This window comes from Pantoea stewartii (assembly GCF_011044475.1).
Lineage (GTDB): Bacteria > Pseudomonadota > Gammaproteobacteria > Enterobacterales > Enterobacteriaceae > Pantoea > Pantoea stewartii.
Map to the genome: position 1 here is coordinate 1473843 of NZ_CP049115.1, position 24246 is coordinate 1498088.

Annotated in this window: 25 protein-coding genes; 12 read left to right on the forward strand and 13 right to left on the reverse strand. The window is 36.4% G+C overall.

What is annotated here, in order from left to right; genetic code table 11:
* The first annotated feature begins 286 nt into the window (after positions 1-286).
* From G5574_RS06915 to G5574_RS06925, 3 genes are read left to right on the forward strand one after another with little or no spacing between them, the layout of a single operon-like run.
* Positions 287-1819 carry a recombinase family protein gene (locus G5574_RS06915; RefSeq protein ID WP_028725036.1) on the forward strand — a complete coding sequence of 511 codons (1533 nt, stop codon included), beginning with the start codon at positions 287-289 and terminating at the stop codon, positions 1817-1819.
* On the forward strand, positions 1820-2707 hold the full coding sequence (locus G5574_RS06920; protein WP_164482346.1) for a ParB/RepB/Spo0J family partition protein: 888 nt from the start codon (positions 1820-1822) through the stop codon (positions 2705-2707).
* Positions 2700-3572, forward strand: a complete 873-nt coding sequence (locus G5574_RS06925; RefSeq protein ID WP_132499755.1) for a plasmid partitioning protein RepB C-terminal domain-containing protein — start codon at positions 2700-2702, stop codon at positions 3570-3572. The genes G5574_RS06920 and G5574_RS06925 overlap by 8 nt, the downstream gene beginning before the upstream one ends.
* Here G5574_RS06925 and G5574_RS06930 read toward each other — a convergent pair.
* Genes G5574_RS06930 through hxsD form a run of 5 tightly spaced genes read right to left on the reverse strand, consistent with a single transcriptional unit; the run spans position 3569 to position 8599 of the window.
* Positions 3569-5179 (reverse strand): TIGR04141 family sporadically distributed protein, encoded by a 1611-nt coding sequence (locus G5574_RS06930; protein ID WP_132499756.1) that lies wholly within the window; start codon positions 5177-5179, stop codon positions 3569-3571. The two genes, G5574_RS06925 and G5574_RS06930, sit on opposite strands and share 4 nt — an antisense overlap.
* Before the next feature lie 19 nt (positions 5180-5198).
* Positions 5199-5834, reverse strand: a complete 636-nt coding sequence (hxsA, locus tag G5574_RS06935; RefSeq protein WP_132499757.1) for a His-Xaa-Ser repeat protein HxsA — start codon at positions 5832-5834, stop codon at positions 5199-5201.
* On the reverse strand, positions 5831-6943 hold the full coding sequence (gene hxsC, locus G5574_RS06940) for a His-Xaa-Ser system radical SAM maturase HxsC (protein ID WP_164482347.1): 1113 nt from the start codon (positions 6941-6943) through the stop codon (positions 5831-5833). The genes hxsA and hxsC overlap by 4 nt, the downstream gene beginning before the upstream one ends.
* On the reverse strand, positions 6936-8330 hold the full coding sequence (gene hxsB, locus G5574_RS06945; protein WP_164482348.1) for a His-Xaa-Ser system radical SAM maturase HxsB: 1395 nt from the start codon (positions 8328-8330) through the stop codon (positions 6936-6938). Before hxsB ends, hxsC begins: the two co-directional genes overlap by 8 nt.
* Positions 8327-8599 (reverse strand): His-Xaa-Ser system protein HxsD, encoded by a 273-nt coding sequence (hxsD, locus tag G5574_RS06950; protein ID WP_164482349.1) that lies wholly within the window; start codon positions 8597-8599, stop codon positions 8327-8329. The genes hxsB and hxsD overlap by 4 nt, the downstream gene beginning before the upstream one ends.
* A 602-nt stretch (positions 8600-9201) precedes the next feature.
* On the opposite strand from hxsD, the gene G5574_RS06955 reads away from it, so the two are divergent.
* On the forward strand, positions 9202-9594 hold the full coding sequence (locus G5574_RS06955; RefSeq protein ID WP_164482350.1) for a hypothetical protein: 393 nt from the start codon (positions 9202-9204) through the stop codon (positions 9592-9594).
* Here G5574_RS06955 and G5574_RS06960 read toward each other — a convergent pair.
* Positions 9591-9857 (reverse strand): hypothetical protein, encoded by a 267-nt coding sequence (locus G5574_RS06960; protein WP_164482351.1) that lies wholly within the window; start codon positions 9855-9857, stop codon positions 9591-9593. The genes G5574_RS06955 and G5574_RS06960 overlap by 4 nt on opposite strands.
* A 364-nt stretch (positions 9858-10221) precedes the next feature.
* Between G5574_RS06960 and G5574_RS06965 the strand changes: the two genes are divergently transcribed.
* The 7 genes from G5574_RS06965 (at position 10222) to G5574_RS06995 (ending at position 16606) form a co-directional block, all read left to right on the forward strand.
* The gene (locus G5574_RS06965; RefSeq protein WP_164482352.1) at positions 10222-11283 is read left to right on the forward strand and encodes a DUF262 domain-containing protein; all 1062 of its coding nucleotides are present in this window, start codon (positions 10222-10224) and stop codon (positions 11281-11283) included.
* A 6-nt stretch (positions 11284-11289) separates the two neighbouring features.
* Positions 11290-11901: a HEPN domain-containing protein gene (locus G5574_RS06970; protein ID WP_164482353.1), complete on the forward strand. Its 612-nt coding sequence runs from the start codon at positions 11290-11292 to the stop codon at positions 11899-11901.
* A 66-nt stretch (positions 11902-11967) separates the two neighbouring features.
* The gene (locus G5574_RS06975) at positions 11968-12360 is read left to right on the forward strand and encodes a hypothetical protein (RefSeq protein ID WP_164482354.1); all 393 of its coding nucleotides are present in this window, start codon (positions 11968-11970) and stop codon (positions 12358-12360) included.
* A gap of 9 nt (positions 12361-12369) precedes the next feature.
* Positions 12370-13470: a relaxase/mobilization nuclease domain-containing protein gene (locus tag G5574_RS06980; RefSeq protein WP_244964673.1), complete on the forward strand. Its 1101-nt coding sequence runs from the start codon at positions 12370-12372 to the stop codon at positions 13468-13470.
* 296 nt (positions 13471-13766) lie between these two features.
* Positions 13767-14369 carry a DUF4755 domain-containing protein gene (locus G5574_RS06985; protein WP_244964674.1) on the forward strand — a complete coding sequence of 201 codons (603 nt, stop codon included), beginning with the start codon at positions 13767-13769 and terminating at the stop codon, positions 14367-14369.
* A 316-nt stretch (positions 14370-14685) separates the two neighbouring features.
* On the forward strand, positions 14686-15672 hold the full coding sequence (locus G5574_RS06990) for a retron St85 family effector protein (protein ID WP_244964675.1): 987 nt from the start codon (positions 14686-14688) through the stop codon (positions 15670-15672).
* Between the two features lies 1 nt (position 15673).
* Positions 15674-16606 carry a retron St85 family RNA-directed DNA polymerase gene (locus tag G5574_RS06995; protein WP_164482357.1) on the forward strand — a complete coding sequence of 311 codons (933 nt, stop codon included), beginning with the start codon at positions 15674-15676 and terminating at the stop codon, positions 16604-16606.
* An 82-nt stretch (positions 16607-16688) separates the two neighbouring features.
* Here G5574_RS06995 and G5574_RS07000 read toward each other — a convergent pair whose 3' ends face one another.
* From G5574_RS07000 to G5574_RS07030, 7 genes are all read right to left on the reverse strand, one after another.
* Positions 16689-17099, reverse strand: coding sequence for a hypothetical protein (locus tag G5574_RS07000; protein WP_164482358.1), 411 nt, complete (start codon positions 17097-17099; stop codon positions 16689-16691).
* 83 nt (positions 17100-17182) lie between these two features.
* Positions 17183-17599, reverse strand: a complete 417-nt coding sequence (locus G5574_RS07005) for a hypothetical protein (RefSeq protein ID WP_164482359.1) — start codon at positions 17597-17599, stop codon at positions 17183-17185.
* Positions 17600-19231 carry a DNA-binding protein gene (locus G5574_RS07010; protein ID WP_164482360.1) on the reverse strand — a complete coding sequence of 544 codons (1632 nt, stop codon included), beginning with the start codon at positions 19229-19231 and terminating at the stop codon, positions 17600-17602. It lies immediately after the preceding gene.
* A complete protein-coding gene (locus tag G5574_RS07015) occupies positions 19228-20541 on the reverse strand; it encodes a tyrosine-type recombinase/integrase (RefSeq protein WP_164482361.1) in 1314 nt (437 codons plus the stop codon). The genes G5574_RS07010 and G5574_RS07015 overlap by 4 nt, the downstream gene beginning before the upstream one ends.
* A complete protein-coding gene (locus G5574_RS07020; RefSeq protein ID WP_164482362.1) occupies positions 20528-21748 on the reverse strand; it encodes a tyrosine-type recombinase/integrase in 1221 nt (406 codons plus the stop codon). The genes G5574_RS07015 and G5574_RS07020 overlap by 14 nt, the downstream gene beginning before the upstream one ends.
* 326 nt (positions 21749-22074) lie before the next feature.
* A complete protein-coding gene (locus G5574_RS07025) occupies positions 22075-22686 on the reverse strand; it encodes a hypothetical protein (RefSeq protein WP_164482363.1) in 612 nt (203 codons plus the stop codon).
* Between the two features lie 40 nt (positions 22687-22726).
* Positions 22727-22939, reverse strand: a complete 213-nt coding sequence (locus G5574_RS07030) for a helix-turn-helix transcriptional regulator (RefSeq protein WP_078829268.1) — start codon at positions 22937-22939, stop codon at positions 22727-22729.
* 357 nt (positions 22940-23296) lie between these two features.
* On the opposite strand from G5574_RS07030, the gene G5574_RS07035 reads away from it, so the two are divergent.
* Entirely contained in the window at positions 23297-24244 is a 948-nt protein-coding gene (locus tag G5574_RS07035) for a toll/interleukin-1 receptor domain-containing protein (protein ID WP_164482364.1), read from the forward strand.
* The last annotated feature ends 2 nt before the right edge of the window (positions 24245-24246 follow it).

Below are 24246 nucleotides of genomic sequence, written 5' to 3' on the forward strand. Positions count from 1 at the left end.
CAATATTATCCAAAAAATATGTTTCTCCAGACTCTTTCACAATATGGCTCTCTCATTTTTAAATCGCCCTGCCATTAATTCACACTTTAGAGGTGAATTTCTATGAATTCCTCTTGTTTTATACTGTCCTAAATCCCCGCAAACTTAAGCGCTTACTCTCACAGACAAGTTGATAGATGGACAATTTGAAATTATGCCATGAGAAAAGAAAAAAGAGTTGCAACTGACAAAGAATTGATCAATTTTTATACAAATCAGTATTACACAGTTGCACCAAGGCACTGCAATGGATAATAAAATAGAGCAAAAACAGAAAGTTAAAGTAGCACAGTATCTACGGATGTCTACAAATCTTCAGGAGTTTTCGTTAGATAACCAAGCTCAGTTCATAAAAAAGTATGCTGACGACCACAATATGGAAATCTTGCATACTTACGATGATGCAGGAAAAAGCGGTGTATCAACGTCAGGGAGGCATGATTTTAACAAGTTAATCAATGACATACTCACCAAGGAAATTAATATTGAAGCTGTACTTGTATATGATGTTAGTCGTTTTGGTCGCTTTAAAGATCCACAAGAAGGCATTTACTATAAATATCTATTAAAAATGAATAAGGTAGATGTTATCTACTGTGCTGAAAATCTTCCTGCGAATAGTGATACTGAGACATTCATACTCTCATCACTTATGTATGCTGCGGGAGCATTTAGTAAAAACCTTTCAATAAAAGTATTCGCCGGACATGTAAATCTTGTTAAGCGAGGATACTATCAAGGTGGAGTGCCTGGATACGGACTTAAAAGAAAACTACTTGATAATAATAACAAAGCAAAAATGATACTCAACAATGGTGAGAGAAAGAGTCTGCAAACAGATAGGATAGTTTTAGTGCCAGGCAGTAAAAAGGAAACAGACTTAGTAAAGAAAATATTTAACATGTTCATCTTTGAAGGATTAAATGAGTATCTCATCGCTTCAAAATTAAACCAAGAAGGATATAAATACAGCGACAGGTCGGATTGGACACGAAGCCGGATACATTCTGTGCTTATAAATAATCGCTATACTGGTAAGTATACATATAATCGAACATCTCAGAAACTTAAAACGAAAAGAGTTAACAATCCTGAAGAGGATTGGATTGAGTATAATTCCTTTTTCAAACCAATAATTTCAGAAGAAAAATTCAGGTTAGCGAAAGATATTATCGATAACCGCTCAATAAAAATGAGCAATGAAGAGATTCTTGATTTTTTAAAAAAGATCCTTTCGACTCATGGAAAAATATCAGGCTTTATCATTGATGAAGAGGATTATGGCCCATCAAGCAGTGTAGTAGCAAGCCGCTTTGGAGGACTTCTTCCAGCATATAAGCTGATAAATTACACACCCGAACGGGATTACCGCTATTTAGAAATAAACTCAGCCTTACGAATTAAACATGACAACATTGTGAATAAAATACACCAAGAAATTAATAATAGCGATGTATCTATATTAGATAACAAACTAATCACCATAAACAAAAGTTTAACCTTTTCCATAATACTGTCTCGATGTCGAAAAATGGGTTCTGGAAAATGTAGATGGATAGTTAGATTAGACAGGAGCTTAAATCCTGAAGTTAATGTAATTGCAAGAATGAACAGCCTTAATACCGAACCTGTAGATTATTACATCCTACCTTCAATTGAAAGTTTTGAAAATGAGTTGTGTCTAAAAGAGAATAATAAGCTTCTATTCGAAATGTATAGATTTGATAACATCAGGACATTCTTTGATATGCTTTCAACTGCGGAAATAGAGGTAGCCTAAATGAACGACGATCAAATTCATATGCTTGAAATATCAAAAATAAAAGTTGTAATCCCTCGTTCTCGGAACAAATTCAAACATGTTGAGATAACAGATAGTATCGACACCAGTGGATTAAGAAAGCCAATAACAGTAAGAAGAATTTCGGATAGAAAATATGAATTCGCCTTAATTTGTGGTCAGGGTAGACTTGAATCACTCACAGCTTTGGGAGAAAAGCTAATACCTGCTTTCATACTGGACATTGATGAAAACAAAGCATACATAATGAGTTTGGTTGAAAATATGGCTCGCGTAATACCAAGAGCGGGCGAGCAGTTCCAGCGAATAAAAGAAATGAATGAGCAAGGTTTATCTAACAAAGAAATATCCTATTCTACTGGCCTATCATTGCACTGGATTACCAGCCTGACTATGCTAATTAACAAAGGAGAAAACAAACTATTATCTGCTGTAGAATCAGGAAGCATTCCAATCTCGCTTGCAGTTGAAATTGCCAGAGTAGACTTCGAAGGTGGGCAAGAATTACTAATTAAAGCTTTTGATGAAGGTTTAATAAAACATAAAGATGTTGGTAAAATCAGAGATATATTGGACTCCAGAGATGAAGGTTTGAAAGGATTTCTGAACAATAGTTTCGGAGTTGCAAAGAAAAAGAAAAAACTCACTACTGATGAGCTAAAACAGATATATCAAGATAATATTTCGCAGCATAGAAAAATTAAAAACAAAGCTGAATATGTCGAGAGAAACTTACTTATAGCCAGTCAAATATTCAAAGAGTTATCTGATAACGAAGAGTTCAGTAAAGTCTTAGACGAAGAGCATTTAAATGAAGTAGTAAAAGTTATAATGAAAAATACTTCTTACGGATGTCAAAATGATTAAATACTGCTTTAGTGAAAAAACAGTCAGCTTTAGATTATGTGATCTTATTTATACTAAGAAACTTCCTACCAACTACAAAAGCAGCCAAAAATACATACAAATAAAGAGCACGATATCTGCTCTTGGATTAGTCGAACCTATACTTATTTACATTGATGGGGCTGATGGCACTGCAAAAATCCTTGATGGTCATCTGAGAGTTGAGGCATTAAATGATATTGGAGAAGAAAGAGTTGCTTGTCTCGTTTCAACTGTTTACGACACTTATACTCCGAACAAAAAAGTTAATAGAATAACAATCATTCAAATTCAGAAAATGTTAAAAGAAGCTGTTCGAGTAGGGGTTCCTGAAGACATGCTGTGTTCAGCCTTGAATATAAGCTCCGATTCATTAAAAAGTAATCTATCCGTTCTTAAAGGCATATGCCCTGAGGTTATAGAATTATTTAATGATAGAGATATACCTAAAAACACATTTATGATCTTAAAAAGAATGATCCCTTTTAGGCAAATTGAATGTGCAAACCTAATGATAAAATTTGATAATTATTCAAAGATTTTTGCTCAATCGCTTTATCACAGTTCATCACCTGAACTTTTAAACGACAAAGGTAAACCTAACATTGATGAGAAATCTGGTAATAGAAAAGCAATTGAAAGACTTGAAAAAGAGATGGCTCAGGTCCATTTCGATACACAAAAGATAAAAGAAAACTACGGTTCCAATAGTTTGAAGCTAACAATTGTTATCTCTCACATTAAAAAAATACTCGAAAACCCTAAGGTTTTCCATTGGCTTCTTAGGAATAAACAAGATTACCTTAGTGAACTTACCAAGATATCTGACATTGAAAAATTATCTTAGGTCTTGTTCTTTTGTGGCTTACATAACTTTTTCTTGTAAATATTAGGATCTACAGCTATTTTGCAAATCCTAACTTCGTATCCAAAGTTGCTAATGCTCTTATGAAAGTTTTTTAAATTTATTTTTGAAAACAGAGGCAGATCTTCAGGGATTTTTTTGTTCGTAGCTATAGCGAATACTAATTTAAAGTTTTTAGCATCAGGCCGTATTATATGGTCAGCTAATTTTATATGAACAGGAAGTTTCTCATTAAGTTTTCCTCGAAACTCTGAATCGCTTATGAAAAGTTCAGAACCGACAAATCCTTGTGAGAAAAGATGGCTCATACTTTGTGAGCCACTATAATACTTCACATGAATAAAATCTGATGCACCTTTTATAAGGTCGCAAAATTCAATTTTACTTTTCCCACCACCATGATGAATAAATTTTTGATCCATGTGTGTAAATGATTTGTCACCAAGGCAAACATTTTTATTGTAATCTTCCTCTCTTTTATAGGAGTATACCGGAAACTTATCAGACTCCTCATAATGTAGAATTTTTTTCATCTCATCATCAATAGTTGTTACGAATTTTCTATCGGCCACATACCATATTGAGTCTCGCAGAATGTAGTTTTGATCGCCTTCTTTTATTTCAGCATAAATGCATCTATACAAAGACCATTTCTTTATCGATTCATAATCGGCATTTAAAACATGCAAGCAACTTCTTTTAAGTTCATCAATAGTAACCTCCGCATTTTTGCCATCAAAATATTCACATATGTGATCGATTGACAGGCTTTCATAAATAATGCTTCTTTGCCTTCTCTCAAAGCAATATCCTATTTGATTTTCCCAATCCACAATTTCTGGCTCACCTAGCCATATGTCACTGAATTCTCTTTGTTTTATCAAATCAATCAAAAGCGAATCTAATATTTCAACTTCGGCCTCATCAGCTTCTTTGATATTGTTAACCCATTCGAATTCTTCAGGGAGGGGTAACTTATAAATAGAGTCTATTTTTATTAATAATTCAGGAATAGTTTTTAAGTCAATGTCTGGCACAATTACAAAAGAATCTTTCCCTGTTATTTTATTCCCTAAAACATCTTCAGTGGAAGTGCCCGTGAGGGTCGTGAGAATATCCATCTCAGAATCTATTTTAAGATTGTATATATCGACTTCTTTACTACTCTGACTACGAGTTAGAAGATTGGTTTCGTTATGACTACCTTTATCCAAACTGCGGATTTTTTTATGCTCGATACAGTTAAGGGTTGTTTTTAGTCCAAAACCTTTAACAATGCTACTATCATTGATTAAGTGATGACCAGTTCCAAACGGAATAAGATACCTTGAGTTATCAACCTCAACCACCAGAACTGCTCCAGTGCTACTATTCATACCAAAAAAATCGGGTTTTATGTCCGTTTTTTGGCTTGTAAATAAAGTTGTCCATTCAGGTAGTACTGGGTCAGAAATTTGCTTTGCATAAAGGTATGCTCTTGCGTCATCCATTTCAAATTCAATAGGCTTTTGGACTCTTTCCAAATTCAAAACCTGGTCAATATCATCTGTAATTCTTTTTGTTTTATAAATTGAAAGTTTCACCTTCATTATATTTACCCCAAATATCTTATCTAGCCAGTATATTTAAAGAGTTCAATAACTGAGTGTCTAATGTTTCTCTTACTGGAGTCGGCAATCCATTTGCAACTCTATAATTCTTGATGGCAGTTCGTGTCGCAGGCCCCATACTTCCGTCAATGTTGCCGTTATAGAAACCTTTATCGAGTAAGGCAAACTGCACTCGCATGATTAACCGCTTACGTTTTTCAGTATCCGAAGTTAGCCCGCTACTCGCTCGATTGGCACCTGTGGTTCCTGCTGAGTTTGTTGTGGTTGTGCTGTCTGTGTCATTAGAGCGAAGTGAACGGACAGAGGAGGAGGAGGACGACGAACGAGTTCCTGAACTGGACGAGTCTGAGGTGCCAGGGGAGCTGTATGTCTTGGGATAGTAAGGAGTGCTTCCACCATAGTAGCCACCGCCTGATGAGGAACGGTGTGAGCTGTGGCTACGATGAGAACTGTGACTTCTGTGTCCAGCAATATAGAACGGCACTTCGGTGTTAAGCGGAGCTATCACCAAATCATGTTCGTTTAAAGTCATACCAGGTAAGTCACTAGCACCAGTAGATGAATCACTTGCCCAAACAGAGTTATTGAGAGCCAAAAAACCAGGAAGCAGAGCCGCGAAATTAAACTTTTTCATATTATTGGTCTCGGAGGTTGATGAAAACGGCCTTTTGATGAACTGAAATAACCAGCACAGGAAGACTTCTGAGTGCATTCATCACATTCTTTGGGATAGTAATTTTTCCAGTCAGAGATGGACTGTGTAGCAAAATCCCATGCCCTTTCAGGAAGGTGACACAATGGGTAATTGAAGATGGTAAGAGGGATACCTGACCTGTGTGCAGTGTCTACAGCCGAAAGGATTTGTTCGCTGTAGTTGTCGTGCTCTATGAAGATCGATGACCAGTTCTTACGGGCCCATCCAATCGACTCTAACCCCATCAGGGAGATTTGGTTAATGTTTGAGAACACACGACCAGCAAACTCAACGATGTCATCAAGCTCTGTATAGTTAGCCTGAGTAGGGATGACTCTCAGTTCTATGTTGATCCCTGAGTTACCGGCATTGATCATTCCCCTGACTGTTTCATCAAATGCTCCCTCGCTTCCGACAAGGTAGTCGTGAACTGATGCTCTTGAGGAATAAAGCGGTATCCCAAACGTGATTTTGATCTTCTCGCTTCTTTCTTTCATCTGCTGGGTAAAGCTGACATCCGCAAACTTCCGTCCGTTGGTAAGAACATGCAGTGCTGTGTCAGGGGAATTTTCGATTATGAAGTCCAGAAAATGCAGGAAGTCTTCGCCATAGAGCAAAGGCTCTCCCCCGCTCACTCCCACTACTCCATTCAGAGAGAAGGAAGCGATAGCGAGAGCTGACTGGTTGAGAAGCCAGTCATCGTTTCCAGCTTTAGGAGGCTGAGAACAAAACAGGCAACTGTTGTTGCACCTTTCAGTGACAAGGACAGTGTTGTGGTTTGCTCTGCGGGACAGTATCACCCGGAGCATGTTGCCATTGTTGACGATCCCAATGTCACCATCTTCAATGGAATCGAAAAGTTCCTGGCTCACAATCGAATTTGCAAAATATGCAGGCAGTCTGGAATCGAGTTGTGTTGTAGTGACAAGCAAATTTGGCAAATAGAATTGAGGATTTTCAGGCTTGGTTTTGCACAGGCGATAGAAGCCTTGCTGAACTGGTAAGTCCGATGAAAACCGGAAAATATCGTTTCTCAGCACCTCAGACATAAGCCCACCTTTTGAGCATCTCAGCCATTGGTCCATCCTGAGAGATTTCATTCAGCAGGAAGCGGAACATCCCTTTGTGATACTGGCAGAAGGTTGACCGACTTTTGTCACCAACAGGCTCGCCATGAACACTGATGTTCTGACAAGGATCTGCTCCACAGAAAGGTTGGTAAGCACAGGTATCACAACCGGGCATGGCGAAATTAAATGAAGATGAGAGAGCGGAACGGTAGTATTCGTTGCTACTGAATGACAGTGAAGCAAACTCTCCTGCACTGAAATCTGCTTCGGGATTTACTTTCTGAAGCATACGGCTTTCGTCGCTACCGTAGACCTTGCCGTCATAGTTGAACAGGATGCAGTTCAGCACGACTCCACTTGGTGATTTCAGATCTGCATAACCACTAAAACCCGGATTAAAAATCCGCTTTAGATGGATAGAGGCTGAGTGCTCAACGACAGGTATGCCTTTCTGATTCTGAAGCAACACTTCCTGCATCAGCTCTTTATAAAAATCAAAATATTCCGGCATTGAAAAAGTGAAGCTCTGCTTCTGAGCAAACCCGTAGGGACTTACAGGCCGGATAAACATGTTAGTGAGTCCAAGGGACAGATGAGCATCCACTATGGAGGCTGGTTCTTTTGTCAGCTCTTTTGTAACTGTTGTAACCGTAGCTACCCGATTTGCTCCCAATTCTTCTGTGATTTTCTGAATGCCTGTCACGGCTCTGTTGTGAGCCTGAGAGTCGGTGAGGATACGGTTTTTATTGTGGACGGCTTCATTACCATCAAGAGAGACAGAAAAAGTGATATTCCGTTCTTTAACCCAAGAGAGGATGCTTTCATCGAGTATTGAAAGACTCGTAGCAATAACCATTTCGAAAGCATCGCTACCTAACGAACTTTCGCACTCATCATAAATTGCCTGGACGAGATCGAATCTGAGAAGCGGTTCTCCGCCCTGCACTTCAATCTTGTAAGGTGGAACGCCCAGCTTCTTAATGGTGCTGACGATTTGCGGTATCAGTTCTGGATTGAGGTCATAACCATCAGCAGTAATCGATGCTCTGCTGACCTGGCAATACTTACAGGTGTGATCGCACCTGAGAGTCGGCACAATCATGAAAATTGGTCTTACGGCCAGTTCGTTCATAAGTCGCTTAGCGAAGGCAGAACTCAGAGAGGCTTTTGAAACTGCCTGAGTAACATCGTCTGAAATGAACAATCTGCTTTCAAGTTGGCGTGAGATGGTTTGTTCTGGAGGAAAAATGTTATTGGCAAGGAGGTTGAGTTCTTCGTTATCGACAAAGCTGTGAAAGCCAGCAAGGTTGCTGATGAAGACTTTGCCATTGCTAAGGCGGTCAAAGTCGAATGGCATCGTATTCATTGAGAGAGTCTCGAATCGATGCTCCTCAGAACATTGTCGATGATAGAAGCCCTAACCTGACCAGTATGAGCCTGAAGCTTCTCCCTGAGCTTGTAATCATTCAGCAGTCGTTCGAACTCGAATTCAACCTCGTAATTGAAAGTGTCGAACGAAACGAGCCAGTGCTCGTCGTCTTCTTCAAGCTTCCAGCGGGCGACAGCACTCATCCAGTAGAGGCTGTTTCGAAGCACCCATTCAGAATACATTGTTTTTGATATGTTTTTTTGCATAACATTACCACCCAGAAAGTATCAAAGAAGAAATCCCAAAATTTTAGTTACCTTTCAAAGAAAGTATTAAACCTCGGAAGACATGGCCAAAAACAGCAACCATCATTAACCATATGTTTTAAAAGGATTTATTTTTTATTATTTACAGAATATTCTTATGCTGCAATATTAATCATGATGTTTGAGAATGTAAATTTGTTTTGAAAATTTTTATGACGCATGCCAATATGATTAAGTGAATTTATGATTTGATTAAATTTCAACCAATACTACTTGTCTCCTAAGCCATTGATTTAACGAGTAATGATAGGGAGTCAATTTAATGTCTGAGAAACCAGCGGAAGATATATGTCCCACATGTCAGCAGTCCCTCGATGATTCTGTGGTTATTGAGAAAAATGGCGAGGTGTTCAAAAGTTGCCCTTAATGCTCAAGCAAAGCAGGTTAATTTTCTCTGTGCAAATATGATGATTTTGCTTTAGGACTAGTAGATAGCGAGCGATTTATCGAACATTGTTGTTTTCAAGACTGGAGGTATATACAATCATTCCTCTCTAAAATAGTCTGCCCCTGTTAAAAAACATTTAAATCAAGGATTCATAATGAATATTACCGGACCATTCAGAATCATAGCGATCATAGATAATTCGTCGAAGAACTTTAATCAAAAGGAAAGTATATTTGTGATAGTAGATACTTCTTCAGATAGTTGTTTACCAAATTTTCATTTAAGTTATGGTTCTGCTGCCTTGGAATGTGAGAAACAAAACAAAAAATCTCAAACTCAGATAAATAAAAAAGCTCCCCCTGAAAATCCGGTAATTAATTTAACAACCACCCCAGACTTGGAAATCATTCCTAACGATAAAATTAAAGATGAATTACATAGTTTAATCCTCCTTGAGCTTCAAAAGTTCTTACTAAATATTAACATTACCAAAACAGGTGTACTTTCAAACGGGAAAGAAAACAAGGAAGATAAACTTGGTAATTAATTATAGATATGCAGGATGTCGCAAATACTCTCGTCATCAAATCTTTTATACACATAGGTTATCTTTTTACCTATAAAATCCACGACCTTATCGTCTGGATAAAATAAATAATCTCTTTTCATTCCATCTAAGCCTTCTATCGAAACTTTATATTTTGCACAAACCCTATGATTTGGAAAACTGACCAGAATTTTAGTTGCAGTCAAAACCACCCCAACAGACATCCAATTATCGGCATCACGACTAGCATTATTTATTTGCATTAAAACCTCCTCTTTAATTAATTATGACTTTAATATCACGCTCTTTTAATTAGTCAAGTTAATTAAACAAGCAAGGGCTAACTGAGCGATGCTCAGTTCCCTTGCTTTTCTTCCCTTCGGTCATAAAAGAAACTCAAGTTACACTTACACAAATGGGCATTTTTTCAGTAATGTTAGGCCTGCATTAGCAACACTTAATATCAATAAAAATAAAATTTATAGCTTAAATAACCAAAATCACAAAAAAAAATAATATTATGTGGTTTTATTGTTGTTTCTCTTTTTTTAGGTTGAATCTTATAAGGTTCAATGTAACTTATAGTTTAGTTTTTTACTCCAATGCTCCATATACGAGGATATAGATATGAACGAAGTAGAAGATCAAATAAAAGAATTAAAAAAAGAAGTGTCTTATGACACTCGTGACTTTACTATTGAAATAATTGTCCAAAAGTATAACAAAGATTTAGAAAAAGAGATGAATGAAATATTCGTCCCTGATTATCAACGCGATTTTGTCTGGGACGAAGAAAGACAATCAAAAATGATTGAATCTATTATGCTGGGATTGCCAATTCCTTCAATATTCGTGGCAGAAGATGAGAAAGGGAGACTCGAAATAGTAGATGGTTCTCAGAGGATAAGGACCTTGAGTGCATTCATTAGAGAGGAACTTATCTTAGAAGGATTGGAAAAGATTACTGCTTTAAACACTAAGAAATTTAGTGACCTCGATGAATCAAGAAAAAGAAAATTTAATAACACTGCAATTAGCATGATCGTCTTGTCTGAAGAAACCTCTCCTGAAATGAGAAATGATTTATTCGAAAGAATTAACAAAGGCAGTGATATTTTAAGAAGTATGGAGGTTAGGAAAGGAATTTACACAGGACCATTTACTGACTTTCTTTATACAGAATGCTCTCCAAATAAAAAATTTCAAGATTTAATAAGTCTCTCAAGCTCAGTAAAAAACCGACAAGAATATCAAGAACTTATTTTGAGGTTCTTTGCAATTAGTGAAAAATACCCCAAATTCAATTCATTTTCAAGAAACGTCGGTTCAGCACTTGATGATTATATGAAAGAAAAAAATATAGATTTCAATGAAGCAATGAAAAGTGACATGAAAAAAAGTTTTGAAAAAATGACTGATTTCGTAAATGATAATTTTATGTTTGGTTTTTCCAAAGATGAGGGAAAAGATACATCCCGTATTTTCTTTGAAGCTATTTCAGTAGGTACTCATCTTGCCTTGAAAGAGTTCCCAAACCTTAAGGTTAAAGAAAAAATTGATGCACGGAAGTTGCTTCTCGACTCCAATTTTAGAACGGCAACCATGGGTAAATATAGAACACATGCAACTATAACTTTGCGCTCACGTATCGAATTCGTAAAAAGTTACTTGGTAGCTAATCAGAGGTAAAAAATTTTGGATATTATCATCACTGAGTTTGAAAGCAGGTGTAATGACATCCAAGAATTATATAATCACATCATTAAAGTCAGCAATGAAAAAGGAACTGTAAAAATATCATCTATTTTGAAAGCATCACTCTATATTGCAATTTATAATAATATTGAGGCAACATTTTATTCTGTTTTTGAAAGAGTTCATTTGGTAGTATCAGAACATGAATACAATAATTTGAATGATAGTCTGAAAAGAAAAATATCAGATTTTTTTTACGACTCAGATGAACCACGTTCAATTAACTTTGAAAAATTGCACCTCCCTTTGCTGAAAGATTACTTGAAGAAGAAAAAGATTTTTTCGGGTAACTTAGATACACGAAAAGGAACTGCGATTTTCAGAACTTATGGAATAAACTATATTAGCAATCTTGATATGAATTGCAGGCAAAGCTTGCTAATTTGTAAAAACAAAAGAAATAAAATTGCTCATGGAGAGTTATCTTTACCTGATGCAGGTAAAAATAGTGGAGGTGAAAACTTACAGAAGACTGTCGATAATAGTAAAATTGTCTTAAGAAGTTTTATTGATGCAGCTTTAAAGTATTTGGATGATAGATCTTTTATATAACCTTGACTTTGTTTTAAAAATAAGTTATTGAATTTGCACATGGAAGTGCAAAGAAAAAGGATTAATATGGAAAAATTTAATAATATATTTGATGACGAGTTTCCTTCTTCATTCAGTGATAATCCGAAAGCAAAAAAATTACCCCCTAACCGCCTTCGCAGATATTCAGTGACTGTTAGATTAAATGAGATTGAGCTGAGCAAAGTAAACCAGTTCAGAGGACAGCTAAGCAGGAGCTGTTGGCTGAGATCCTCAGCTCTTCAGCAACTACCCCCTTCTGTTCCCGAAATCAACAAAAAAGCTTGGCAGGAGCTTACTGGTTCCCTACAGAAACTGAATGATCTTACGTCGTTCCTGCTTCGCAGAGGCGAAGATGCTCAGCCACTATCGCAGGAAGTAAGCGCTTTAAAATTGAAACTGTCGCATGTAAGAGATGCTCTGCTGACACTTGAAAAGTGATCATCCAAGATGAAGGGTATGAATAAAATAAAAAGGGGTAAAAACTTCCGAGGAGTCATCTCGTATGCGCTTGCCCCTGCTCCTCATCACATGACTACACCAATGGTGATTGGTGGCAATCTTGTGGGCATCACTGTAGACGAGCTGACCGCTGAGTTCGCAAACACTCAGAAGCTAAGAGAGGATGTTACTAAACCAGTTTGGCATAACTCCCTTCGTCTACCAGTCGGTGAATCACTCACAAATCAACAATGGAGGAACATTGCTGACGACTACATGAAGAGAATGGGCTTCTGTGACACTCATCTCCGTTGTTATGTCCTCCACGACGATGAAGCTGGACAACACATACATATTATTGCTTCTCGCATAAACGTTTTAGCAGATGGCCAGCTTTACTTGGGTAAGAACGAAAACCTGATAAGCACCCGTGTAATCCAAGATCTTGAGCGAGACCACAAACTCACTCAAACGAAAGGTCCCTCTCCTGCTAAAACGCCCAAGAAGCAAAGGAAGCTCACTCGTAACGAAAAGATGATGCAGGACAGGACCGGAGAGAAACCTTCTAAAAAAGTGATACAGGAAACTATAGATGCGATCCTTACCTTCTTCAATACGATCACCATCGAAGACTTCATACATGAAATGCAAAAGCAAAATATATCAGCGACAGCAAACATCGCATTAACTGGCAAGATGAACGGTTTTTCATTTGAGCATCAGGGAGTCGCTTTTAAGGCATCACAGCTCGGTAAGGCATACAGTTGGTCAAACATGAGTAAGCGAATCAGCGTGAATCAACCTATAGAGGCTGTTGCTCCTGAATCGATTGCCGACAAAGAAAAAGTTTCGAATCCCATTGAAGTTCATCCCACAGCTACACCCCTTACGGCAAATTCCAGAGAACATATCCGGTCTCGCTGGTTGCAGTGGATACCTTACCTTGAGGAGTTTGTTGCCAGTTTAAGAGCTGTTGGCTCAACGATTCTCAACCCTCTCAAAAGAAAGGTCATCTTTGCCGTAATACGAACCAGCAACTCTGAAGCATCAGAGATTTCTGAGGTAAATTTTAAAAGTTCAGCGATAAAAAACACATTCAGACGACCTTAAAGAGCTAGTTTTCAGTTAGTTAAAACTGCTCACTAAGTCAAACACTATAAATATTTCCATTCCATTTCAAATTGATAGACAAAAACGATCGATCGTTATTACTGATCAATTTTAATATTATGATAGCAATTTCCTATCAATTGAAAGCGATCGATCGGTATAAATGATTTGCTAGACCCTGTTTCCAAGCCGTAATGTAACTTCAAACGAAACCACCTAGCACACTGATTTATCAGCAGAATAAGCTGATGCATACGTGCGCCTTCGATTCAGTGAAACTAACCTTGGAAGAACCTATGACAGCAATGAATGAAGTAAAACAGCCAAACTTCCTTATGATGAAACGGGTGTGGATTGCCATCGCTCTGCCAATTGTCATTTTCTATTTCTCAGGTGTTCAGGGTTTGGTCCAGCTTGCAATCGTATGGGTTTTCGCAAGCATCATGCTTTTGATGTTTGCCTACAAAAAATTCCGAATTAAGAAGTGGAATGCCAGCACCAGAGACCATTTTGGCGAGCAAGACGGTATGTGGAGTCATGAATTTGGTTCCACTTTTATGAAGCTCGACCAGAAAAGAGGACTTCTCCATCTCAAGGAAGAGAACAAACAAAAGACCTATCCGTTCTCAGCAATCAAAGAGTGGCGATACAATTTGTCTACTACGAGAGAACGGGCTGGTATCAACAAAGAACTCGACCGCACTCATGATTTCAGGGAGTCAGGTTTTTACATTGCTGTAGATGATGTGCAAAACCCTGAGTGGAGAATTATGTTTTTCCCACAGAAAGGCGACTTCAACTCACAAGAAGGCATCAGGGATACGGAGCTTCAGCTTAAAAGATGGATGCATATTTTTGGAAAAGTGATCAATGGCAACATTGATCAAAAATCAAGCTAAAACCAGTGTTAACCTAGGGCCAGAGGCTTTTATTTTTTTGAAAAAAACCATATTTAACGATTGAATAAAAGAATTTTATTGCTATCCTTAAGAAGCCTTTACGAGTGGGATAAAAGTTTTATCCTTGTCGGGCGTTTCGCCAGACACTAACTTATTGTGGACATTTAGGGTTGCGCTTTAGCACTTTCAGCAAGATCCTTCATTCCACTACGTTACATTTCAGGAGCTTGCTGAAAGTCTAAAGCGCATCCTTTAGGTAAAGGTCTTGAAGGTGGCAGATAGCCACCTTTTCTTTTAATTGAAGGGGGTCACAAGGGTGAGTGATTCTGCGTATATGAATGCGCTTCAAGAACAATTTGGGGATTTGAAACACTCAAACTTCACTGTTCAGTTTATGCCTCCTATAATTTTTGTATGCGGTGGTCCCATAAATTCGAATCCAATCAGCGTTCGAGATCACATTTTCACATATGCGGCAAAAATTGACCCTGAATTATTTGACTCACTTGTTTTAGCAGAAAACTTTCGTGATTACTTCAAAGATGGCGCATATTCAGACTTGATGAGTTTCGAAGACGATATTGCGAACATATCTACTCTTGTGGTCATATTCTTAGAAAGTGCAGGCTCTTTAGTAGAATTGGGTCTCTTTGTTAATAAAAAAACTCTTGCTCAAAAACTACATGTAGTAGCTCCATTTGAAGAAATCGAAGGAAATCGAGAGAGAAATATCCCATCACGATCTTCTTTCATATATTTAGGTCCTTTAGAGTACCTCAAGAAAATTGATGATGCCTCGGTGTCTGTCTATCCTTGGCCTAAAACTGATTCAATAAAATATGACGAAATAGAGCTGATTTATCACGACATAAAATCACGACTTAAAAGAGTTAAGAAAACAGAACGTTACTATAAAGACAACACAGGTCATCTGGCAATATTAATCTATGAAATAATACTATTATCTGAACCAATAAAGAAAAGCGAAATAGAATGGGCTTTATATTGTATGGATATAGATGTAACTCAAAGAGTTATAACTCGCCTGCTTTATTTACTTAATAAAATGAATTTGACCTCATCCCTTTCATATAGCGGAACAGATTACTATTACTCACGAGGTCGTAGAGATAGTAAGTTAAAATTTGGCATTAGTGCTGGAGGTAAAATAAAAGATTCTATGAATATTAAAGTAGCAATCAGACAATCTTATCTTAGCATGAATTTCAAAGAAATGGATGAGACCTCAAAAAAGAGGAAGAATGCTCTCAACCAGATTAATATTGTAAGGGGAGAAGCATAATATGGAATTACTTAGCTTTATCTCCAATGGTCTTCTCCTAACTGAAGCCGAGACTAAAAAATATATATCTACCATTCCAAGACGATATAAAAAATATCAAATTCCTAAAAGAAATGGTCATGGTAATCGATTGATTGCGCAGCCAGCTAAGCAGGTAAAGCTTCTGCAAAAAGCAGTTTTAAACTTTATATGTGAACATCTTCAAGTTCACGAATCTGCTTTTGCATATGAGGAGAATAAAAGCATTAGGGCCAATGCTTTGATTCATTGCAGCAATCAATATTTGCTAAAAATGGACTTTAGAAATTTCTTTTTAAGTATTAAGCCCCATAACCTTATAAATTATTTTCAAACAAAAGGTGTGGTATTGACCGAGTCCGATATATTCATAATTGAAAATTTATTCTTTTGGAAATTAAGGAGAAACAGCCCTTTACGATTAAGCATTGGAGCACCATCCTCACCAAAATTGTCAAACGTAATAATGTATAATTTTGATGAGAAAATATCGTTAAAATGTTCAAAAATGAATATCATCTATTCAAGATATGCAGATGATATTACTTTCAGTTCTCATGTGAAGGGTTCATTATTTGAAATACCAAGAATTGTTAGAGAAACCCTGAATGAAGTGAATCTTAAAAATATAAAAATCAATCATCAAAAAACCGTTTTTTCATCCAGAAAATTTAATCGCCATATTACGGGCGTAACCATTACAACAGAAGGACATTTATCTTTAGGTCGTGTCCGAAAAAGGCTTTTAAGAAGCAAAATACACCGTTTCATTAATGAAAAATTAACATCAAAAGAAACTGCTTCCTTGAAGGGCGAGTTAGGCTATGCCAAGTTTATTGAATACAGTTTTTATCAGTCTATGATTGATAAATATGGTTTTGATACTATTAATAAAATTGCTAAGTTCCCACAATAGTTTAAGATCAAATGTGGCTTCGTATGCCACTTTGATAAAAATATGACAGAGCTTAAATGTAAAAAAAACATGAAAGGATAATTTACCTATTTTGTTTTCTCAATATAAATTTCCCATTAGATGAAGTAGTAGTAAAATTCAAGCTCCTTTTTTGACTTTTAAATATTTCCTCTACCTCATACTCATTCCATACAATATATTCAACGATAAACTTATAAAAATACAGAACCCTATCAAGAATAATGGTGTGAGGTATGGAGTGAAAATTAGGACTAAGTAGTGCAGATGAGAGAACAGCAATAATATTGCTTGATCCGGTTAATTGTGGATTATCATAGTCCTGCTGATACTTCAAAAAGTATCCTACACAAAACAGGTAGGCATCTTTTACGATTTTTTCTTTATTGCAGTCTGATTCATCGTATCTAAGAATGAAGCGATTGAGGAGTATCAAAAATTTTTGATCTGGCAAATATCTGTTTAATTTATTCATAGTAGCATCCTTGCTGTTGTGAATGTCATCCTGACACTTAAAGGAATATCATAATATTTAATCATGTCAATAGTTAAAACCTATCAAATTTCTTTTTGAATATCTTTTTTAGGTAAGGGACGATTAAGCTCTTCGGCTGTTATTTGCTTTAAATGAGAATTATATAGCCATATCTTAAACTGCTCTAAGTATTTGTTATTCAATGCTATCAAAGCTTCGTTTTCAGTTTCGAGCCTTTTTATTCTCTGACAAGCGATTTTTAAATTAGCAGGTTTAACAGCACATGTTTCTTTTACACCAGACTTGAGAATCATCTTTTTTGAATTAAAACAATCCACAATTTTAACATGACTACTCAAAGATTGCCTTGAAGGTCTCTTTCCAATAACCTTTATCAACTCGTCACATAAGGCCTCCCAAGTCAGCTTCTCATCGTCATTCCAGGTATTAATAACTTTCATTATCAATTTTTCATCGTAACCAGTAATATGTTTAGCCATTTATTCTCCTTTTATTATTTTAGTTTGGAATTTATACCATTTATCAGCATTAACATTCCCATCATTTTTATCATAATTGGTTTTTTCAAGAATTTTTTTGTGTATCATCATTAGTTGGCCATCATCCGTTCCAGAGTCTTGTAAGGGATAATAACTACAAGGCTCAAAAACATATGAGTGCTTGCAGTAGCCATGCTTAGTGACGAGCACAGCTCCATCATTCAATAAATCGATATCAGTTATGTCCATAACAGCTATTTCTTTTTTCCTATGGCTAATACCGGCTCCGATTGAAGTTTTATCTTTCATGAGATTGATCATTTGTAAGTGTGATCGGTGATCATAGGAAACATTTTGTGAGACCAGCTTCCTTCCAGACCATCTGGCGATGCTAAACTCGTCCATGCCATTGATTTGAGAAAACGTATTGAGCAAATGTCTTAATTGATGGGTCCTAAGCGAATATGGGCTACCATCTTCGTTAATATAACCGTGTCTTTTAAACATGTTTGTAGTGCCTTTGATACTCGCAAATGCATCAATATCCATTCTAAAAAACTGAGCAGTGGGTCTGAACAAAGGTGCCAAATGTTTGTTTGTTTTCTGGCATAATTGCCCCTCGAATAACAGACATAAAGCATTCGAATATTTGATTTTCTTTTCTTCATCATACCAAGGGAAATTTTGAGGCTTTTTAGTGAAGAGTTGATGTTTGTATGACTCAGGTACCTTCCCTTCCATCGTTTTTGCAACAAATCTTGGATGGGTGGACAACTTTCTCAACCGGGCTATGGCCTTTTTAGCTACAGGGACCATTACTGAAGGAATCCATTTGATGTCTCCAGCATACCCCTTTGCTGAAAAAAACCTTAAACCATATCGTTCAATGCCGTTCTCATCATGCTCTGTAATCTCACAATCCGCAGGAAGGCTTAAAATTTCCGAGATTCGTCCTGGTGCACACATCAGCAGTGCAAGAACAGACGTTGTGAAAATGTCCCTCACAGACAGTTGGCTTTCATCTTTTGAGAAAATCTCCGCAATGGCTATGACAGATTTTATATCTGGTAATTTTGAGTGCCCTTCCAGCGAAGGTTCATAACCTTGCCAACTTTGAGTTATTTTATGCCTTAACGAATTTACCCAAAAAAAGTATGATGAGCTTGTCATTCTGTTTTCACTCAAAAATAAACATAGTTTCTCAAGTTCCTTACCAATTCCAACTGCTGTTAATTTCGTATATTTAGCCGTTGCTACTCTTACACACTCATCAAAAATGTTATTATTACACTTGACTACATTAGCTTCACCGTATGATTTCAATAGCACAAACTCAACGATCTTCAACATTGCCAAAGCATTCTGGTTTGATTTTGACTTGTTAAAAGAATGAATATGAAACATATAAGCTTTAGCAAAATCAATGAAACCATCATCTAATTTATCTTTGTTATTTCGATTGTTTTTCATGTCAAACTTGTTGAACTTGTAACATCCCTTCCATACATTGTTTTCCCATGAACTGGCTAACTTAGATTTGAAAACATTACCCTTGCAAAATTTAATAAAATCCTCAACATTTAAATTTGGGTTGTTAGCATTGATTGGCTCGAATAAAATCACATTGGTCATTCAGAACTCCAGGCTCTAAAGTTTTTGCAGGTAAAACACTCTACGTTTTCGTGTTTACAATCAGTGAATCCAAAAGAATTTAAAACATATTCTGTAAAGAGCTTCTTGTTCTGTGTGCTATCGCTACCCTGAAATATCTTCGATAGAGGTTCAAAAAATGAATGAAGTTTCATATCAATATAGTGAACATTATCTGGGCTATTTTTTACGTATATCCCTGATGAGTTAATAGATTTATGGTCTAATGCTTTAGCGATCACTTCAACTGAGGCTCCTTCCTTTGCTAAACGAGAACCAAGGGTATACCTGAATCGTCTGGCATTCAGCCTTATAGGATTATGGGTTCTTGATGACTGGATATTAAATTTAGTGGTAATTTTATCTAATTCTTTAGAGATAAATGAATTCTTCATATGAAAAAAATCAGTTGCCATAATGGTGTACAAATTTTGACCAGACTGAATTGATATGGGTTTTTTGGAGTCCATGAATATAGGTAATTCATTTTTTATATGGCCAATGCCCTGATTAATACTATCTTCGATATTTTTTTGATTCACATCAACCAAGCTTGTTAGTTTTTCATAAAGGCAGTCATCGATACTTACCAAGCTAAACTCACTTCTAAAGTCCTTCCTTTGTTTTACTTTCGGTATGTTTAGAAACCAACCTTCTCCCGTTCTGATGAGATCTTTCGCTTTTAAGGAGGTTAACTGTAAAGGCCTCCTTCCCGTTGTTGCTAAAAGAATGACATAGCAATAAAGATACATGGGGACTTTATCTTCTTTCAACAAATTGCTGATACTCTCAAGAATGAACTCCAGTTCTTCTCCAGTTAGCGGTCCACTATTTGGATCTCTTCGTTTGACGGCTTCTCCTGTCAAATTAGTTTTGATTTTTATTTTTCCCAGCATTGTTAAAGCTGAAGCTTCAACTCCTACATAACCGAGCTTTTTCCACTTCGTCAGAAATTTCTTTATAGAATTTAGCTTGTAGTTTTTCTCAGGGCCTAAACTAACATTAAATTGATAAACCGCATTAGCATCTATCGTCTTAAGGTCTATCATCCCTAACCATTGACTAAAAATCTGGTTTATGTTTTTTGTGTAACCTGCACTGTATTCAGCCGAAAAGTATGCCAAGGTAGTAAGGTAACCAATACGCATCGACTCTGGCATTTTGTCGGCAATCTTATGTGGAAAAATACAAGTCTCTTTATCTAATTGCCATTTGATATCAGAAAGCTTGAAGCTATACCCTTGCATCGTTGCAAAAATCAGATTCTCTTTTCTTAGATTACATGTTTCCATTATATTGACCCTCAGTTATCTTTTTCAAAGATTCATAAACTCTTCCAATAATTTCCTTTTCTTTTTCTGATATATGTTTGGAATTATAATTTTCTGACATTTTAGAATCTTTTGACCACCCCATGAGATAGCATCTCAATCCTGATTTTCGACTGATATCCAAATTTGAACTATCAATTTCATTTGAATAGAAATAGTTCCATGAATGCCTCAATCTATGCCCCGATAAACGCTTTAATTCCGGGCTTGCTTTTTTAATAGTTGAAATTATTTTCTCATATGCTGAAACAGATAATGGTTCTCCTACCGTTTTACCTGCGCTGTGAGTTACAAACAGGAAGTCATGTTTTTTCTTTTTAGTGGTTTTACTTCTACAAGTTTGTATGTAATCGAAAATTTCCATCGCTAACTCATCTGATAATGGGATTATCCTTTCGCCAGTTTTAACTAATGGCTGATTCAGCCTCCGGTCTTCAATGCAGTCATGTCTTCTGAAGATACTCAGTGTGTTTTTTCTAAGATTTAGATCATTTACTTTAAGGTTTAGTAATTCACCTGCTCTCAACCCACAATTCAGTAGCAAGGTAAAAATGAGCCGGTTCCTGACTTGAACCTCCTTCTGAAAAGGGTTTTGACTCCCTCCGACTTCCAACAGCTTAAACAGAGTTTTTATTTGTTCTTCACTTATCGATTTGTCAGTTCTGTCATTGATGCTGAGTGAGCGATTTCGCGGGATGTGCGCCTTTATGCTTTCAATAAAACTTTCGACTTCATATCTGGCATGGATTCCCTTCATAGAATGGATCAATCCGCACAACCAATTTAGATAGCTTGAAAAAACGTGTATCCTGTAACTAAAAGTTCTTGTAGCAATCTGCTTTCCTTTTAGTAATCTTACATTCGTAATTTTTTGTTGATCGAATCTTTGCTTTGCATACCGTATCAGGTCATCGACTTCGGCTACACTTAGGAACCGCTTGGTTTCAATCCTGTCAATGATATTGATTTTCCTACTTTCCATAAAATTGCTAAGGATAAGTAGATTCGTTGCGACTATCTCCATCGTAGATGCAGTCGCACTTCTGTTCCTGACATTAGTTGTGAGATATAGGTTCTGATAGTAAACCGGTAGCAGTGTTTCTTTGTTGAGAATTAAGCAACCGCGTTCTCCATTGCTCATAACAAATTTTTTTATTTTGAATGACATTATAATAACCCTCCGAAAACTTTACATTTAGTAATCGCTACGGCTTATCATTATTTTATCGATTTAAACTTTGCAATTTTATTTTGTTATTTTTGGATTTATTTATAATCCATTTAGATACTTAAAAAAATTTCTTTCACGTGAAAGAAACCAGTACGGCTAGTTATGTGTAGTCATACCCGATTTAAGAAGAAAAACTAATAAAGCCTTATTGGATAAGTAATACAGCGCCGCCAAAAACTAATCTGGAAAGTATTCTGTTAAGTTTTTATATTTTTCATCTTAAAACTTTACATTTTTTAAATAATGAGACTTCAAATAAATATTCATCTTGCCGCTCTCCCATAGTAAATATCTTCCACCTGATTCCAGTATTCCTCTTGAAAAAATTTAGCTTTACTTCGGAGTTCATCTCCCATATGAATTACCAATACTCCTCTTTCCAACATGTCACGTAGTAAAATTTTAATTATATCTACAGTGCTTAGCTTGAGAAGATTAATGTCATCTGTCATAAATGAATCTTCATCTGGGAGAAGACACGGCATTGTTTTCACATAATGGTCCAGCATCCCTTTTGGCACACTTAAGCTACAGAGCAATACATGATCTCCGCCTTTTTCAGTTTTTTCTACAGCGATATTAATTTCATTCTGTGTGATTTTCTTTGATAACCCTCTGAGTAGTTCATTACATTTGACCACTGACATTATGGTTTCATAGATATAGTTTCGACTATCTTCATTTAACTCAGGTAAAAATTGGAATGGATTGTATTCGCTATCTTTGAGGTAATAGCTTAAACAGGCCACGGATTTTTTACTCAATGTATCAACAGGTAATAACCTGATAGCTTCAGCATTAAAAATCTTATCAAAGCTTTTTTGACTCACCAGCCTTGAAAGATTCCCAATATCTAGGAATTCTTTGATTTCCACATTGTCCTCACATTGTCGATGTTGTTGGTCTGGAGCCTAACTATGAAGCTGTTCTCGAATTGCTAATGGTGTCAGAAATCCACTTATCGACTTCAATCTCAATGAAAGCTACAGACCTTGCTCCCAGTTTGATAGGTTTAGGGAATCTATTTTCAGAAATCAATCGATAAATCCATGACTTTTTATAGCCAGTTTTGTGGAGCACTTCGGGTAAACGGATAAGACGTGTGGTGTTTGTAGTTACTGTAGTCATTGCTATATCTCCTCGTTGTTGATGAGGTGATACTAAAGAGACGGGAGTGGGCTTTGAAGGGATTGTATGGAAATTGCTTCTTAGTCTAGAAAGCAGTCAAAATTTTCTTTGGTATAAAATAAATTTTCTTACGCACCTTGAATGAATACGGAAAAAATGGTAAGGGCAGTCTCTTTTGCGCAGCACCATGCAGACCTTTAACTTTTTATTGAATCCTGATTGAGTTCAAAGTTGATTTAACCATTTTGATAAAATCTCTCTCCGAAACAAATTAATATGCTTAACATTCTAATATACAATCATTAGAATGATCCTCTAATGTTTAGCAAATGTATTCAAATCAGATGGTGATCCGTTATGGATAGCAAAAGTGATACTACAATTTTCATTTCATATGCTTGGGGTGGTTCAGCAGAGAAAAAAGAATGGATAAGAGATCATGTAGTCAACAGCATCGATTTTAAATACAATGTTTTCTGGGATAGAGATAGCATTGGATTTGGCGAGTCAATAGATTCGATGATAAAAAATGCTCTTTCTTCCTTCCCTCTAAAAGTTTTCTGTATCTGTGATGAAGATTATATTGTTTCTGCAAAAAAAGTAGGCTCAGGTCTGCATCGAGAGTTGCAAATGTTAGCTAATCTCGGTTCCGACAATGAAGTTAAAATCATCCCCATCATTCTTGATAGAAAATGTATTACAGAACTCCCCCCTCCTCTTGCAGGGAGAGCTTATTTAGATTTAACTAATTTACATGAGCGTGGACTTTACCTTGGTAATGCGATATGGCATCTGGCTGAAAACATAACTCAAGCCAGAATGCTTACGTGGATAAAATTAACTATTGAAAAAGATGATTTACATAGAGCGGCTTTAGATTATTTTTACCGTAAACCTTTACGTTTTTCTGGTAATGCTATTACACATCAAATTTGTATGAATTATACTCAGATATTGCTTGCGCCTAAATGGATGTTGGATAGTCCTAACTGGAATTATATGTTGAATGATGATAATGACATATTTTGTCCGACAAAAGGACGATGGCACTGGGATCATTTCTCACCAGGGACTGCCATGAAAACTCTTGGAACAGTCATGATCTCCCAGTTTTTTCCAGAGGACGCTTGTGAAGAAGTACAGTGGGCTTTGGAATCAATTGGAGTAGTTTTGGCAGTCAAATTCATTTCTATGGTTCGTAAAGATGAACCTTTTATACTTGAAGCCAAAGAAATCATAATGTATATAATCAATGATGAACATGGAAGCCGGGCTTTGAAACATCTATTGAAGCATTATTCGTGAAT

Bases quoted from the DNA above. Each gene is read 5' to 3' on its own strand.
- G5574_RS06915 (WP_028725036.1), top strand. From the start codon at position 287: ATGGATAATAAAATAGAGCAAAAACAGAAAGTTAAAGTAGCACAGTAT.
- G5574_RS06920 (WP_164482346.1), top strand. From the start codon at position 1,820: ATGAACGACGATCAAATTCATATGCTTGAAATATCAAAAATAAAAGTT.
- G5574_RS06925 (WP_132499755.1), top strand. From the start codon at position 2,700: ATGATTAAATACTGCTTTAGTGAAAAAACAGTCAGCTTTAGATTATGT.
- G5574_RS06930 (WP_132499756.1), bottom strand. From the start codon at position 5,179: ATGAAGGTGAAACTTTCAATTTATAAAACAAAAAGAATTACAGATGAT.
- hxsA (WP_132499757.1), bottom strand. From the start codon at position 5,834: ATGAAAAAGTTTAATTTCGCGGCTCTGCTTCCTGGTTTTTTGGCTCTC.
- hxsC (WP_164482347.1), bottom strand. From the start codon at position 6,943: ATGTCTGAGGTGCTGAGAAACGATATTTTCCGGTTTTCATCGGACTTA.
- hxsB (WP_164482348.1), bottom strand. From the start codon at position 8,330: ATGAATACGATGCCATTCGACTTTGACCGCCTTAGCAATGGCAAAGTC.
- hxsD (WP_164482349.1), bottom strand. From the start codon at position 8,599: ATGCAAAAAAACATATCAAAAACAATGTATTCTGAATGGGTGCTTCGA.
- G5574_RS06955 (WP_164482350.1), top strand. From the start codon at position 9,202: ATGAATATTACCGGACCATTCAGAATCATAGCGATCATAGATAATTCG.
- G5574_RS06960 (WP_164482351.1), bottom strand. From the start codon at position 9,857: ATGCAAATAAATAATGCTAGTCGTGATGCCGATAATTGGATGTCTGTT.
- G5574_RS06965 (WP_164482352.1), top strand. From the start codon at position 10,222: ATGAACGAAGTAGAAGATCAAATAAAAGAATTAAAAAAAGAAGTGTCT.
- G5574_RS06975 (WP_164482354.1), top strand. From the start codon at position 11,968: ATGGAAAAATTTAATAATATATTTGATGACGAGTTTCCTTCTTCATTC.
- G5574_RS06980 (WP_244964673.1), top strand. From the start codon at position 12,370: ATGAAGGGTATGAATAAAATAAAAAGGGGTAAAAACTTCCGAGGAGTC.
- G5574_RS06985 (WP_244964674.1), top strand. From the start codon at position 13,767: ATGACAGCAATGAATGAAGTAAAACAGCCAAACTTCCTTATGATGAAA.
- G5574_RS06995 (WP_164482357.1), top strand. From the start codon at position 15,674: ATGGAATTACTTAGCTTTATCTCCAATGGTCTTCTCCTAACTGAAGCC.
- G5574_RS07000 (WP_164482358.1), bottom strand. From the start codon at position 17,099: ATGAATAAATTAAACAGATATTTGCCAGATCAAAAATTTTTGATACTC.
- G5574_RS07005 (WP_164482359.1), bottom strand. From the start codon at position 17,599: ATGGCTAAACATATTACTGGTTACGATGAAAAATTGATAATGAAAGTT.
- G5574_RS07010 (WP_164482360.1), bottom strand. From the start codon at position 19,231: ATGACCAATGTGATTTTATTCGAGCCAATCAATGCTAACAACCCAAAT.
- G5574_RS07015 (WP_164482361.1), bottom strand. From the start codon at position 20,541: ATGGAAACATGTAATCTAAGAAAAGAGAATCTGATTTTTGCAACGATG.
- G5574_RS07020 (WP_164482362.1), bottom strand. From the start codon at position 21,748: ATGTCATTCAAAATAAAAAAATTTGTTATGAGCAATGGAGAACGCGGT.
- G5574_RS07030 (WP_078829268.1), bottom strand. From the start codon at position 22,939: ATGACTACAGTAACTACAAACACCACACGTCTTATCCGTTTACCCGAA.
- G5574_RS07035 (WP_164482364.1), top strand. From the start codon at position 23,297: ATGGATAGCAAAAGTGATACTACAATTTTCATTTCATATGCTTGGGGT.